Here is a 14475-nt window from a genome sequence, read left to right as displayed (position 1 = left end):
TCATTAAATGTTGTATAATAGAAGAAACACATTGCAGGCCGCTGGGAAGCCGGCGCCCTGCTGCACAGCAATAAGGAGGATGTTTTATGACAGAACAGAAAGATTGGATCAAGGACCTGGTCATTTATCAGATCTATCCCCGCAGCTTCTATGATTCCAACGGGGACGGCATCGGGGATCTGCCCGGTATTTTACAGAAGCTGGACTACCTGGAGGAGCTTGGCATCAACGCCCTGTGGCTTTCCCCGGTCTACCGCTCGCCCAACGACGACAACGGCTATGATATCTCCGGCTATCAGGAGATCATGGAAGAGTTCGGCACCATGGAGGACTGGGATCGCCTGCGGGACGCCTGCCGGAAAAAGGGCATCCGCATGATCATGGATCTGGTTGTGAACCATTCCTCGGACGAGCATCCCTGGTTTCTGGAGTCTCGGTCATCCCGTGAGAATCCCAGATCCGATTATTACATCTGGCGGGACCCGGTGGACGGACATGAGCCCAACAACTGGGGTTCGGCCTTCGGCGGAAGCGCCTGGGAATATGTACCTGAGCGGGGCCAGTACTATTTCCACTATTTTTCCAAAAAACAGCCCGACCTGAACTGGGCCTGTCAGGAGCTTCGGGATTCGGTGATCGAGATGATGAACTGGTGGGCGGACAAAGGGGTCGAGGGCTTCCGTGTGGACGCCATCAGCTACCTGGACAAGCCCCGTGATTTCCCCGATTCCGCCCTGCCGCCCCGGCCTGACGGCTACTCCTTCCCGGACTGCCTCATCTGCCGTCCGGGGACCCATGCCTATATCCGGGAAATGAACCGGCGTGTCTTCGCTCCCCGCAATCTCCTGACTGTGGGGGAGGTGGCAGCGCCCACCGTGGAGGAGCTTGGCAACTATGTAAAAACGGACCGGGAGGAATTTGACATGGCCATCCCCTTCGTGCTGCCCAAGACCGAGATCGACACCTGGTCGCCGGAGCGGCTTAAGAAGGAGATTGAGGAAAGCTACCAGGCTATGAAGGAGGACGGCTGGTGGGCCAGATTTTTCAGCAACCACGATAAGCCCCGGCAGGTGTCCCTCTACGGCGACGACGGCGAGTACTGGGAGGTTTCCGCCAAGTTTCTGGCCATGTTCCTCCACAGTCTGCCGGGCACTCCTTATGTATACCAGGGCGAGGAGATCGGGATGACCAATGTGAAGCTGCCGTCCATTGAGGATTATGACGATCCCAGCACCAGAGACCAATACCAGCAGTACCTGCTTTCCGGTATGGATCCGGAGGCTGCCCTGGCTCAGGCCCAGCTGGAAAGCCGCGACAATGCCCGCACTCCCATGCAGTGGGACGGCTCCGAAAACGGCGGCTTTACCTCCGGCACCCCCTGGCTGAAGACCAATCCCAATACCCGGGATATCAATGTAGAAGCCCAGCGTCAGGATCCCCACTCGGTCTATCAGTGCTACCGGAAGCTGATTGCGCTGCGCAAACAATCCTCCGCGCTGTCCCGGGGGGATCTGACCTTCCTGGAAACAGGACATCCGAAGCTGATCGCACTGACCAGAAGCGCGGCAGAGGAAACGATGCTGGCATTCCACAACTTCTCCCGGGAGGAGCAGGAGATCCCGGCCTCCCTGCTGGAAGGCGCCGACGAGGTCCTGCTGTCCTCCTATGACCGGGAAGGCGGTTACCGGGGACCTTTGCTCCGGCCTTATGAGTCGGTGATGTTCCGGATGCGGAAGGATTGATGGATCTATGGTCTGCCGTTCCGAATTGTTACATATTGTTAATCTTTTTCCTAATCTGGATAAACCAGAAAAGCATGATACGAGAATTTTGTCATTTTGCTCAAGAAATTGTTCGTAAGTGCCTAAAGATATCAAGCCCCTGCTGCTTTTGCCGCAGGGGTTTTTCAGTGATACTGAAAATAAACGCGCCTGAACACCTCGATCTCTCTTTTGGAAACAGGTCCTGTCCACGGCGGAACCCTCCGGATGACAAAAATGAACGCCTGAAAATTATCCATAAAATGCCGAAGAGAAAAAAATGCCGAAAAAGGGACAAAAATCAGCCGGTATTTGGGATAAAGAAAAATAGTACCGGGAAAATCCGCATGGTAGAATACGGATAATATAAAACATATCTAAAGGAGGAAGCTATGAATACTCAAGAAAAAACAAACCCAAAATTGGCATTCGGCTATAGTCTGGGGGAAGTCGGCTGTCAAATGTCCTGGTACATGGTCAACAATTATCTGACATTGTTCTACACAGATATCGTAGGCCTGACCGCATCCGCCATTTCTCTGATCATGCTGATCGCGCGTGTATGGGACGCGATCAACGATCCGATGATGGGAAGCATTGCGGACCGCACAAATACGAAATGGGGACGTTTCCGTCCATATCTGTATTTTGCGCCGCCGGTACTGGCAATCTTTAATATCCTGACATTTACCGTATGGCCGATCTCCGGCACGGCAAAGGCAGTTGCGTGTCTGGTCTGCTACATCGGCACCGGTATGGCATACACAGCCGCATCCATTGCTTATCAGGCGCTGCAGAATGTCATCGCCATTGATTCTCAGGTTCGTATGAATCTGGCGACCGCCCGCGGAATCGGTTCTTCCGTGATCGGTATCATCCTTTCCATGGTCGCGGCTCCGACTCTGCTGGCACTTTCCCGCCCGGGAGCAGAGGTTGCGGACGCACAGGGATACTTCCGGTTTGCGATCGTTCTATCTATATTGATGATCCCGGCATTCTGGGCTACAGCGGCGATCTGTAAGGAAAAATACACGGATCAGCTTCACAAACCCCAGGATAATTCGGAAAAGCTCGGTTTTATCGGCGCGATCCGGGAAATTGTAAAAAATGACCAGCTTCTGATGGTTGTTCTGGCTACGGTACTTGGTACGATCTGTGTATCCGGCCGTATGGGACTGCTTACCTTTTACATTATCTACGTGGTCGGCGATTTCATGCATATTGCTACATTTTTCACGGTCATGACCATTGCGCAGCTGATCGGTACGCTCTTCCTTCCGATCGGTACGAAAAAGCTGGGCAAAAAGGGCTATCTGATCTTTCTTCAGATGCTGATGAACGCTGGTTTCCTGATCATGTTCCTGTTCCCGAGCGCCGGAATCCCGTTCCTTCTTGTGGTATCCTTTGTATGCGGGCTCTGTAATTCGGCTTCTTCCGTATGCTACGGCCTGGTTGCTGATTCCATCGAGTACGGCGACTGGAAGCTTGGCAGAAGGCAGGAGGGTGTCGCGGCTTCCATGCTCAGCTTCGGCGTGAAGCTGGCAACTGCGCTCTGCGGTTCCGTAGGCGTGCTTCTTCTGGCGGCAGTCGGATATGTTCCGAACGCAGATCAGACCGAGGCTGCGCGGCAGGGGATCAATGCGGTTGTCAACCTGCTTCCCTTCGTGATCGGTCTTGTTTCTCTGATCCCGATGCTCTTCTACAAGCTGGATGCAAAGAGAGTCTCTGAGATCCGGGCAGACCTGGATGCAGGAAAGCATGCGTGGGATAAGTGAAATATATAGATTTTAAGAAGTTGTATGCCTCCGATCGGGGTGTGTGCAGCAACATCGCCCCGGCCGGTCCGTACAATGATCGGCCGGGTTGCGGTATATAAAAACAGCTGGAAAACATCGCTGTTCATACAGCGCCGCGCACTCACTGTACGGCATCCGGAAATGCAGTGATGGGACTGGCAGATCAGAAAAATCATGAAACAGATTGAAGGGAGAATGATTATGGAAAAGAAAAAAGTATTGGGAATTTCATTTGGAAGAAAGATGAGCAACTGCGATATCATGGTGAAGCACGCCTTGATGGAATGCGAAAAGGCGGGCTGTGAGACGGCATTTATCCGGGCGGACGATCTGGAGATCTCCAACTGTACCGGCTGTATTGCCTGTGTGATCGGAATGATGTCCGGAAGAGGACGGGGGTATTGCGTACGTCATGATGACTTTGATATCCTGGATGAAGCTGTCATGCAGTCGGATGCTGTGATCCTGGCGTGTCCCACCTATGAGACATCCGTAACCGGAAGGTTTAAGACCATCTGCGACAGGATCGGACCAAGCCATGACATTACATTCCGGCAGGGTGCGTGGGACGAAGGGGTGGCTGCCGGAAAGCCGGAGGAAGCGCTGCCGGATAAGAGATCCTTTAAGAAACGGCAGGCGGCATTGATCTCAGTGGGCGGCGCCATGACGGAAAACTGGATCGCGCTGACTCTGCCGATGATGTACGAATTTACCTTCCCGATGGCCATCGACGTGATCGACACAGTGGAATATTATGGGGCAATGGCTCATGAATCTGTACTGGGGAATCAAGAGATGATGGACCGCATGACCACGGTGGGACAGAACATCGTTGCTTCTCTGGAAGCAGAGACCGAGGAGGAACGGATCCGGTGGAGAGGCACGGAGGAAGGCATGTGCCCCATCTGCCATACACGGCTGCTCCAGATCTCCCATGACGGAAAGACGGCAGACTGCGTCGTATGCGGAACCCACGGCACCGTCTCCATCGAAAACGGCGTGATAAAAATGCACTATACCCCCAAGGAGCTGGAGCGTTCCCGCTTGAAATGGGGCGGAAAGCTGGAGCATTCCACAGAGATCAAGACCCAGGCACAGCCTTCCGGTACGATCAAGAATCTGAAGGAGTTGAAGGCGCCGTATGCGGCATTCAATCCAGGGGTGTTTGAGACGGATGAAAATGCGTTTGGGAATGTAGCGAAAGAATAAAATAAATCCTCTTTTTTCAGATCAACGGGAGCAGCCCGCCGGAGATTGCTTGTCTGGCGGGCTGTTCCTTTTGCTCATGATTTAAGCGCATTATTCTGTAATCTAAGTCATTTGCTCGTTTTCCTCATTAAAGCAATCAGAATATTCTATTGTTCGGTCAGACAACAAGATTTTCTTATTCATTATGATATCCCGAATTTTTTCAGCAGCATCCTCTGGAACGCATCCACCCCGATCCCCACATACACGACCCCTGCGATCATGGCCGCGCCGATCTGGATGGGAAGCGTCCCGAACTCCTGCACCTTCATCGGCCCTAAGATGGTCAGACCGATGGCCCAGCCGCACAGCCAGGACGGCACGAAGATGAATCTGGAGTATGTCTCTCCGATGATGACCGCAAGGCCGCCCAGCACAAACAGGGTGCAATACAATTCCACATTGGGATGAAAGGGCATTGCTTCCATGATCCAGACTGCCAGGACTGCCCACACATCCCCGCACAGAAAGCCAACCGTGATTTTTAATGCGTCTTTTCTCTGATTTCCATTTGCCACATACAACCCCGCGCAGATCAGCGCCACCGCGCCGGTGCTGATTCCCATGTAGGGACTCAGCACCGCCCAGATCGGCGGCATCAGAGCGATCCCGAAGGCCAGTGTGAGCATACGGATTCTTTTTTCCCTCTTCTCTTCCATGTCCTGACTCCTGTTCTGTTGTCGAGTATGGAAATATCCTGCGCAATCTGCGCAAGTTATTTTCCTACAGTTCCTTACTGCCGGCAAAAGATGTCCTCTCCCTTGCAAGGGTTCCTTACTCGAAATCAAATTTCTCCCAGACTTTTTTTCCGGTATACTGCTTCAATTCCTCTTCCCCGTCCAGTACTCGGACGGCGCCTGCTGCCATGGCCTCCATCTCAAATTCGCCCGGATATGCCGTGACCGGAGCGATGAAGGAACAGGTCTCTGTGATCTGTTCCACCAGATCCTTGTTATGTACCATACCGCCGCCCAGCAGGATGCCGTCCACCTTGCCGTGGAGCACGGCCGCCATGGAGCCGATGCATTTCTCGATCTGGTAGATCATCGTATTCCAGAGCATTTCCGCATACCGGTCTCCGTTCTTTGCCCGCTCGGTCAGCTCCAGCGCATCAGAGATTCCGGTGTGGCTGATAAAGCCGCCGTTTCTGGTACACAGCTTTTTCACGTCTGCGATGTCCAGATCCTGTTCCCGGATATAGGCCAGCAGGTCGGCCACTGCTACGCTTCCGCAGCGGGTCGGCGCCATAGGGCCTTCGCCGCCTACGATGTCATAGCCGTCTACCATTCTGCCCTGCCGGTGGGCGGAAACGGAGATTCCCCCGCCGATGTGGCAGACTACATAATTGCATTCCTCGTATTTTTTATGGAGCACCGCCTTGCTGTGACGGATGGCGGTTTCCTTTAAGTTCAGCGCGTGCAGGTGGATGATCCGGTTCACCCCTTTGATGCCCGTCATCCGGGCCAGGTCCTGCAGCTCATCCACATCCGGCGGGTTGACTACCATAGCCTTCGCTCCGTATTTTTCGGCAAATTCATTGGCAAGCTGGGAGCCCAAGCTGGCGGGATGGATGACCCCGTTGGCAAAGTTCCTGGCATGATCCAGCAAAAGCTCCGTCACTTCGTAGGTGCCACCTTCCATGGCCAGCAGTCCGCCCCCGCGTCCGACGAATACGTCTACATCGTCCAGTGTGATCCCGGCCTCTTTCAAAAGGCTCAGGATCATATCCCGGCGGTAGGGAAGCTGCTCCGTCAGATTCCGAAACTTGTCCAGCTCCGCCGCGTCGTGAGATACATTTTTGGAATACAGGCATTCCTCTCCCTGGAATAACGCGATCTTCGTGGACGTGGAGCCGGGATTAATGGCTAAAATTTTATATTCACTCATGTTTACACCATTGCTTTCTGTCGTTCATTTTCAATTGCTTGGGGCTGCATGTGTCAAGAAGATCTCAATCTCTCAATTATTCCCGGACACCTGTGCCCCGCTTGTCTCCATCTATCAGTTGCTCCCGGCCGCGCGTACCGCGCTGATCACGATATTTCCCTTGATCTCGGATACCGGCGCCCCTCTGGAGCAGTCACATACCACCTTGTTGAAGCCCTGCAGCATGGGGCCGTAGGCATCCGCATGTCCGAACTGCTGGATCAGCTTGACTCCTACATTTCCCACATTCAGATCCGGCCAGATGACGACATTTGCTTTTCCTGCCACCTTGCTCTCCCGCTTCACCTTTTTCTCTGCTACGGCCGGGGAAATGGCAGCGTCGAACTGAAATTCCCCGTCGATGGCAAGGTCCGGCCGCTTTTCATTGGCAAGCCTTACCGCCTCCACCACCTTGTCGATCAGCTCTCCCTGACCGCTTCCCAGGGTGGAATAGCTGACCATGGCGCAGCGCGGTTCCCATTCCAGAAGCGCCCTCACCGTATCGCAGGCAGAGATCGCGATATCCGCCAGCTGGTTTGCGTCCGGATTGGTGCAGACCGCGCTGTCCCCGATAGCAAGGAGAGACCCTTCGCTTCCCGAAAAGCCCGGAATATCACACAGGCCGATACTGGAAACGGTGCTGATACCTTCCTTCAATCCGATGATCATCTGCCCCGCCAGCAGTACATCCCCCGTAGTATTGTCGATGCCCGCAAAGGTCACGTCCGCTTCCTCCACCGCCTGCATGACCATGGCGTAGTACAGCGGATTCTGCATTCTCCGGTTCAGCGCCTTTTCCTTCAAAATGGTCTGGGGAAGCGCCACATATTTGTCGATCAGTGTCTTCTTATACTCTTCCTCGCTGATATCCACAATGGTAAATACGCTTTCCTCATAGCCTCTTTCTCTGACCGCCTCCCGGATCTCACTGCCGCTGCCTACCAGCACCGGGATGATATAGCCCTCCTTCCCGGTCTCGTACGCTGCCTGCATCATCTTTTCATTCATGGCTTCCGGAAATGCGACTTTTCTTGGATTTTCTTTTGCTCTCAAATAAATCTGATCCAATACACTCATTTTTTACATTTCTCCTTCAATCAGATCCACCAGGTCCCCGATGGTCGCGCAGCCGCTGGCATCCGCAAGCATCAGCTCCACATCCAGCTCGTTTTCAATTTCGGATACAAGAGCCACCATCTGGATGGATGCCCCGCCCAAATCCTCCTTGAATAATGTCTCTGTGGAAAGGGATGCCGCATCCTGCTTGTAAGAGGTTGCTACCATATTGATCACCTGTGCTTCTAATTCTTTTCTTTCCATGATTTTCGTCTCCTTTTTTTTATAATGCATTTATTTGTTTTCATACCCACGGCCGATGAAATCTGCCGTGAATATCGCTCCGGCCGCACCCGCAAAGCGTCATAATTCCTCATGCGGCTGTGCGGTCCGGCGTTCCGTATCATCCTCAACTTTTCCCATCATTCATCCAGGTCAAAAACAACCGTCTTGAATCCGCCTTCCCGCTCGAAGATGGATGCGTGGCAGTTCAGCGGAAGCTTCGCGGACATTTCCGCTCTGTTTTTCTTGCTGATGCCGCGGACTACCGCATTGAGCCGTGTCCCTTCTTCCAGCTCCACCTCGCCGTATGCGTATTTTCCCAGTTTCTTATATTCCGGTTTTGATGACAGGGCCGCCGGAAGGACGATGGAATGCAGCTTTGCCTTTCCGCTGATCTCATACCATTCCGTCTCATAACTGCCGCATGCATTGCAGGCATATACCGGCGGAAATTCTACATTTCCGCATTTCGGACATTTCCTCCCGAGAAATTTGCCCTCTTCCAGGCCCTCATAAAATTTCTGCACTACTTTTTCTAATTTGATACTCATGCTATGCCTCCTCGCATTATCACGGTTTCTGTTCACACCCGCTCCGGGTGTCCCCAGTCACTCACTCTTTTATTTCTCCAATGTCCGAATTACAACCGCCGCAACGTTCTGCGCTCCGCCATATCCCCGGAGCATGGTTGTCTTGGGCAGCTTTTTCACCTGATGGTCTCCGCACTCTCCCCACATCTGCTTGCATGCCTCGTATACATCCGCAAGCCCGGAAGCCGCGTGGGCGTGCCCGAAGGAGGTCCGTCCGCCGTTGGTATTGATGGGCCTGTCGCCGTCCCACGCGGTCCGCCCGTCGCAGATATATTTCCAGCCCTCGCCGTAGGGAAGGTATCCCGCGATCTCCGCAGATACCAGGTGGGAGGTGATGATAAAATCATTGGCATAGAACAGGTCCAGGTCTTCTCCGGTCAATCCGGTCAGCTCGTATACCTGCCGCACTGCTTCTTCCGTAGCGCGCACCTCAAAATGAGGAGTGGTCGCTTCGCAGGCCACGCTTCCGATACCGATCACTTCGATGGGCTTATGCTTTAAGTTCTTCGCGATCTCCGGAATCATTTCGGTGGCGCATACGATGGCCGCCGCCGCGCCATCGCATTTCAGCTCTACACCGCCGGCACGCAAGAAGTCTCCCATGCGCGGATTGTACGGGGAATTCATGTATTCCTCCAGAGTCATGCCTGCCTCTTCTGCCAGAGATTCATAAGTCTTTCTCTCGATCGCCAATGGATTCACGGATGCATTTCTCCGGTTGTTAATGCACATCCAGTTCAGGGTATTGTTCATCTGCTCAGCCGTGATCCCTCTGGTCCTGACATACCATTCCGCCGCGTCGTCGTAGATCAGCTCCTGCCCAGCCATCAGGCCCCGCGTGTAAGTACGGTCGTACAGCCATGAGGTGGTTTTCAGAAATTTGTCCATGGTCATCTTATCCCTCTTGTAGGGATGCTTCGGAGTTTCCACACTGTCCGCCGGAGACGGTGTACTGTCGCCGAACTCTACGGCTCCGGTCAGCACGCAGTTGTATTTTCCGGAGGCAACCGCGTTGACCGCCTGCTCGATCGCCAGATAGCCGGTGCAGCATGCTTCCGAATGGTGGATGGAGCCCTTTCCCTTCATCCCGAACCAGTTTCCGATCTGGATGTTGGGGGTCAGGTAATTGGAGCCGTTTAAGGGGCTGGCCTGTCCGTGAAAATAAAAGTCTACATCCTGCGGGTTCACCCCGGCGTCTTCCATGGCTTTGAGCGCCGCGTAACCGAACATTTCTCCTTCGGTCAGCCCGTCTGTCTCGGGATTGTCCACCGTGTACATAAACGGGGTACAGCCGACGCCAATGATCGACACGCTTCTTCCATACTTTCCTAATGTTGTCATAATCAACTTCCTTTCCCTGTGTTTTTGATCACCAAAAGTTTTCTAACTGTACGGTTGCGATTCGAAATATCGGTTTTATGCAATTTATTGCAATAAAACCAATATTTCGAATCAGCAACCTACGCATGAATGAGCAAAATGCGGCTGCGTCAGCAGACGCAAAAGTGCGATAGCACGGATTTTGCGAATGGATGCGCAGGTTGGATGATCTTTAGATCATCCAACCGTACAGGTGGAAATTTTTCCTGTCGAAAGAGGTTTTTCTCTTTACGATTGTACATTTATTATATATAATAAATGTATTGAATTCATCGTATTTGTACCCAATGTTACTGTTTTGCGGGATACTCTTTTTGTACGAACGCACAATACAGAAAACCTGTCACTGGCAGCTTTTCCACCTGTACGGTTGCAATCCGAAATATCAGTTTTATGCAATTTATTGCAATAAAACCGATATTTTGGATTAGCAACCTACGCATAAATGAGCAATATGCGGCTGCATTAGCAGACGCAAGAGCGCGATAGCACGGATTTTGCGAATGGATGCGTAGGTTGGATGATCTTTAGATCATCCAACCGTACAGGTGGCAGCTTTTCTACATACATACACGAAGGAGGGCCTATGGAATATTCCGTACTATTCTCAAAATTAAGAAAAAAAGGCTATAAGCCGCAGGTATTTGGAAGGGAGGATGCCTCCCGGGATCTGCTGTTTGCCCGGCTCTGGGATCCTGCCCAGACTGTTTTTGACCCGGCCGCGCTTTATCTGGGTTCTGCCTCCCGCCTGCCGGATCCGGAGCTTCCATCGGAATTTACCTTTTTCTGCTGCGGGGAGTGGGCAGATTTTTCCCGCTATGACAGCAGTGCCTTTACCGTGGCCTATTTCGGCCCGTCCGTCTCGGAAGCCGCGCTGTTCAACGACTGCCTGGAAAATCTGTCCCAGCTCCAGGAGATCACCGCCGGGATGCATCTCCTGGTCAATGCCCTGTTTTCGGGAAATGGGCTGCAGTATCTGGTGGACACGGCCGCCCGGATCCTGGGCAATCCTATCTATGTGGTGGACCTCCAGCATAAATATCTGGCCATCTCCGCCGGCCTGATCCCGGACAACGCATTTTTCAACGCGGAGAGCCAGTCCGGTTACATCAGCGAACAGGGGATCGCCTCCATCCGCGCCAACCGCCTGGACGAAAAGGTCCGCAAGGCAGATACGGCATATTATTATGTGAATGAACTGGTGCAGAAAGGCATGCTGGTGGATGCGGTCCGCATTCAGGGGATTGAGGTGGGGCATATCATGATGCTGGAATCCGAACACCCCTTCCGGGAATTTGACGCGGATTTCTTCCATCGGTTTTCCAACCTGGTTTCCATGGAGCTGCAGAAGGATTCTGCCTATACGAGAAATAAAGGCGTGATGTATTCCTACTTCCTGTCCGACCTGCTGAAAAATCCGGGCCAGGACGCGTCCAGGATCCGGGAACGGCTGCGGCTTTTGGGCTACAATCTGAGAGAAGCTTTTTATATCGTCGCCATCCCGCCTGCCGGACACAGCACCTCCGATCTGCAGCTTAATGTAATCCTGGAACGGCTGATCCAGATTTTTTCGGGGAGTATCTATGTGATCTATGAGGATACGATCGTATTTTTTATCAGCAGGGAGTTATTTCAGAATCTCAGTGAATACGAAATGTGCCAGCTTGCGGATTATCTTTCGGCCAATCAGCTCAAGGCCGGGATCAGCAATTTTTTCCGGCAGCTGGAAGATATGCCTTCCTTCTATCAGCAGGCTGTGGATGCGGTGAAGCTGGGTCTAAAGCTGAAAGACCCTTCGCCGGTGTATTATTACAGTGATTATTATGTGTATAAAATGCTGGAGACCGCGGAGCGAAACGGGGTCAATATCCGGTTTCTGGTACATCCGGGATTGATGCGGCTTTACCTGTATGACCAGGAAAAGGGGACGGAGCTGATCGCTACCTTGAAGGAATATCTGCACCAGCCGGGCCAGTCCGCCCTGGTGGCGAAGAACCTGCATATCCATAAGAATACGCTGCTGTACCGGCTGGGGAAGATCCGGGAATTGATGGGGTGTGAGCTTGCGGTGGGGGAGGAATTTATGAATATGAATCTGTCCATGATGATCTTGAAGTATTTGGGGATGATGTAAAAAAAGAGGGCGGATCATCTATACCGATATCACAATTCTTTCAAATCCTCGGGAGGATCAATCTCAACCGCCCCGTTGAAATTTTTGATATCGTATATGACTTCATAAGTTTCTTCTGATCCGTTCTCCCGGAATTCCTCTTCTGCTTCTTCCTAGGTCATTCCGGAATACATCAGGTTCGCAATCTCTGCTGCCCTGGCGGAATCGGTGCCGTCAAGCCGGATCCGGACAACCTCTTTTTCCGTAAAATCAATGTAGTATTCCATGACCATCGTAAAGGGAAGCGTAAACTTTTCCGGAACTTTTCCATCCTCCTCCGGCAGTTGGGAATAATCCGCAACATGTTCCTCTTCGAACTGCGTGCGGTATACACAGACCTTCCGGCCGGAAACCGTTTCTTCCCGGTCAAAGGTAAATGCCAGATCCTCTTTGATGTACATGTCGCTTCCTTTTGCTCCGGATTCAAACGTCGTCCAGTAGTCCGGACGGTTGGATACGGACATTTTCATATTGTACACCACATTTTCGCCCTGCATATACCAGTACTGCTCCACGATTCCCTGCGTCTCCGACGCATCCACCGCCTGCTCATACTGCTGATAGGGGTCGGAGATCAGTTTTCCTTTCACTTCTTCATGAAACCGCTCCGAACCTTCGCCGTGTTTACTATACACGGTGTACTCATAATCTCCCTCCCAGAAGTCATGAATGATCTCTTCTGCCTCAGAGTCAGAGGGCGATCCTCTTGTGCAGGATATGAGCATAAGACCGATCAACGAGATCACAAACAAGTTCCTGTATCTTTTCTGCTTCAACATATGGGCCTCCTTTCCGCCGTTCACATAAACGGCAATGATTCACGATATTTGTTAATTTTATTCTAGCCCATATCTTGATCCATTACAATAGCTTATGCGTGAATGCAGTGTTTTTCTGCTTCAATTAGTTTATATCTGACTGTGGATCAGGGGCAGGTTCGCCGACCGGCTGTTTCAGCCGCACGATCATTTGATCAGGGCTTCGCTCACCTTTACCAGGTTCTCCCGGATGGCGATATGCTGGGGACAGGCTTCCTCGCATTTTCCGCACTTGATGCATTCGTCCGCCCGTTTCAGCCCATGTCCGCCTACAAGCCATCCCTCCTGATTCTTTGCCAGGGCGGTATCGCCGTAGAGAGTCAGATAATTCATGGCCGTGAAGGATCCAGAGATGCCGATATTCATGGGGCACACCTTCGCACAGTAATTACAGGTCGTACAGGGGATCAGCGGAATCCGTTTCAGCTCTTCCTGGGCCTCCTTCAATGTCTCCTTCTGGCTGTCCGTCAGTCCGCCAAATGTCTTCATATAGGAAAGGTTATCCTTCATCTGTTCCACATTGCTCATTCCGGACAGCACGGTGATCACGCCTTCCAGATCCGCCGCAAAACGGACCGCCCAGGACGCCACGGAGCTTTCCGGCTCGGCTGATTTCAGGATGTTCTGCACGGACTCGGGAGGGGTCGCCAGCATGCCGCCCTTCACCGGTTCCATGATGACAACCGGTTTCCCGTGCTTTCTTGCCACCTCGTAGCAGCGTCTTGACTGCACTGCCGGGTTATCCCAGTCCGCATAGTTGATCTGGAGCTGGACAAATTCCATCTCCGGATGCGCATTCAAAATCTCTTCCAGTTCTTCCGGGGTGGAATGGAAGGAAAATCCCACGTGCTTGATCAGTCCCGTTTTCTTTTTCTCCATTACCCAGTTCCACATGTCGTATTCGTCAAAATATCTGGATCTTGCTTCCCCCAGATTATGGAGCAGATAAAAATCAAAATATCCTGCTCCCGTCTGCGCCAGTGAGGTGTCAAACTGTGCATACGCTTCCTCCTTTGTCTTGCAGTCGATCCAGGCCGCATTCTTTGTGGCAAGCTGATAGCTGTCCCGTGGATAGCGCTCCACCAGCGCCTGGCGGATGGCATCCTCGCTTCCCGCATAAGCCCAGGCCGTGTCAAAATATGTAAATCCGGCCTCCATAAATAAGTCTGTCATTTCCTTGACCTGTTCCACGTCGATCACGCCGTCTTTCTGCGGCAGGCGCATCAGGCCAAATCCTAACTTTCTGATCTCTTCTCCTAAATATCCCATGTCTGATCTCTCCATTTCTTGTGATTGATATTTTATCTGTTTTGAGTACCTGCTCTGAACAGCTGTTTTTTCATATTGCTGCTGTTCAGAACCTGAAAATAAATCTTGTGCGAAGCATTTCTTCGCATTATAATGAGTATATCAGCTTCGTGTGACTCGAAGTCAATACCTTTTTTC

12 protein-coding genes are annotated in these 14475 nt (G+C 52.2%); 4 read left to right on the top strand and 8 right to left on the bottom strand.

The features are described 5' to 3' along the window. Positions 1-86: 86 nt before the first annotated feature. The 3 genes from ACTOY7_RS14040 to ACTOY7_RS14030 all read left to right on the top strand — a co-directional run bounded on the left by ACTOY7_RS14040 (position 87) and on the right by ACTOY7_RS14030 (position 4765). Complete coding sequence (locus ACTOY7_RS14040; RefSeq protein ID WP_482670668.1) at positions 87-1742, top strand: glycoside hydrolase family 13 protein; 1656 nt, start codon at positions 87-89, stop codon at positions 1740-1742. Positions 1743-2152: 410 nt separating this feature from the next. Beyond that, complete coding sequence (locus ACTOY7_RS14035) at positions 2153-3535, top strand: MFS transporter (protein WP_482670667.1); 1383 nt, start codon at positions 2153-2155, stop codon at positions 3533-3535. Between the two features lie 222 nt (positions 3536-3757). After that, positions 3758-4765 (top strand): flavodoxin family protein, encoded by a 1008-nt coding sequence (locus tag ACTOY7_RS14030; protein ID WP_160281190.1) that lies wholly within the window; start codon positions 3758-3760, stop codon positions 4763-4765. 182 nt (positions 4766-4947) lie between these two features. Here ACTOY7_RS14030 and ACTOY7_RS14025 read toward each other — a convergent pair whose 3' ends face one another. From ACTOY7_RS14025 to ACTOY7_RS14000, 6 genes are all read right to left on the bottom strand, one after another. Further along, positions 4948-5463, bottom strand: a complete 516-nt coding sequence (locus tag ACTOY7_RS14025) for a DUF1097 domain-containing protein (protein ID WP_160281191.1) — start codon at positions 5461-5463, stop codon at positions 4948-4950. A 115-nt stretch (positions 5464-5578) separates the two neighbouring features. Next, positions 5579-6691: a butyrate kinase gene (buk, locus tag ACTOY7_RS14020; protein ID WP_160281192.1), complete on the bottom strand. Its 1113-nt coding sequence runs from the start codon at positions 6689-6691 to the stop codon at positions 5579-5581. Between the two features lie 114 nt (positions 6692-6805). Further along, the gene (locus ACTOY7_RS14015; RefSeq protein ID WP_482670666.1) at positions 6806-7807 is read right to left on the bottom strand and encodes a phosphate acyltransferase; all 1002 of its coding nucleotides are present in this window, start codon (positions 7805-7807) and stop codon (positions 6806-6808) included. Positions 7808-7810: 3 nt separating this feature from the next. After that, positions 7811-8050, bottom strand: a complete 240-nt coding sequence (locus tag ACTOY7_RS14010) for an acyl carrier protein (protein ID WP_302135479.1) — start codon at positions 8048-8050, stop codon at positions 7811-7813. Positions 8051-8208: 158 nt separating this feature from the next. Then, complete coding sequence (locus ACTOY7_RS14005) at positions 8209-8619, bottom strand: Zn-ribbon domain-containing OB-fold protein (protein WP_160281195.1); 411 nt, start codon at positions 8617-8619, stop codon at positions 8209-8211. A 69-nt stretch (positions 8620-8688) separates the two neighbouring features. Then, positions 8689-9999 carry a thiolase family protein gene (locus ACTOY7_RS14000; protein WP_482670665.1) on the bottom strand — a complete coding sequence of 437 codons (1311 nt, stop codon included), beginning with the start codon at positions 9997-9999 and terminating at the stop codon, positions 8689-8691. 625 nt (positions 10000-10624) lie between these two features. Between ACTOY7_RS14000 and ACTOY7_RS13995 the strand changes: the two genes are divergently transcribed. Continuing rightward, positions 10625-12172, top strand: coding sequence for a PucR family transcriptional regulator (locus ACTOY7_RS13995; RefSeq protein ID WP_300886500.1), 1548 nt, complete (start codon positions 10625-10627; stop codon positions 12170-12172). Between the two features lie 152 nt (positions 12173-12324). Here the strand turns inward: ACTOY7_RS13995 and ACTOY7_RS13990 are convergent, their stop codons facing one another. After that, positions 12325-12990, bottom strand: coding sequence for a hypothetical protein (locus ACTOY7_RS13990; RefSeq protein WP_482670664.1), 666 nt, complete (start codon positions 12988-12990; stop codon positions 12325-12327). Positions 12991-13176: 186 nt separating this feature from the next. Further along, positions 13177-14298: an aldo/keto reductase gene (locus tag ACTOY7_RS13985; protein WP_160281198.1), complete on the bottom strand. Its 1122-nt coding sequence runs from the start codon at positions 14296-14298 to the stop codon at positions 13177-13179. Between the last annotated feature and the right edge of the window lie 177 nt (positions 14299-14475).

This window comes from Schaedlerella sp. (genome assembly GCF_056796775.1).
The sequence above is the reverse complement of the archived record's forward strand: the minus strand, read 5'-3'. Positions and strand labels throughout refer to the sequence as shown.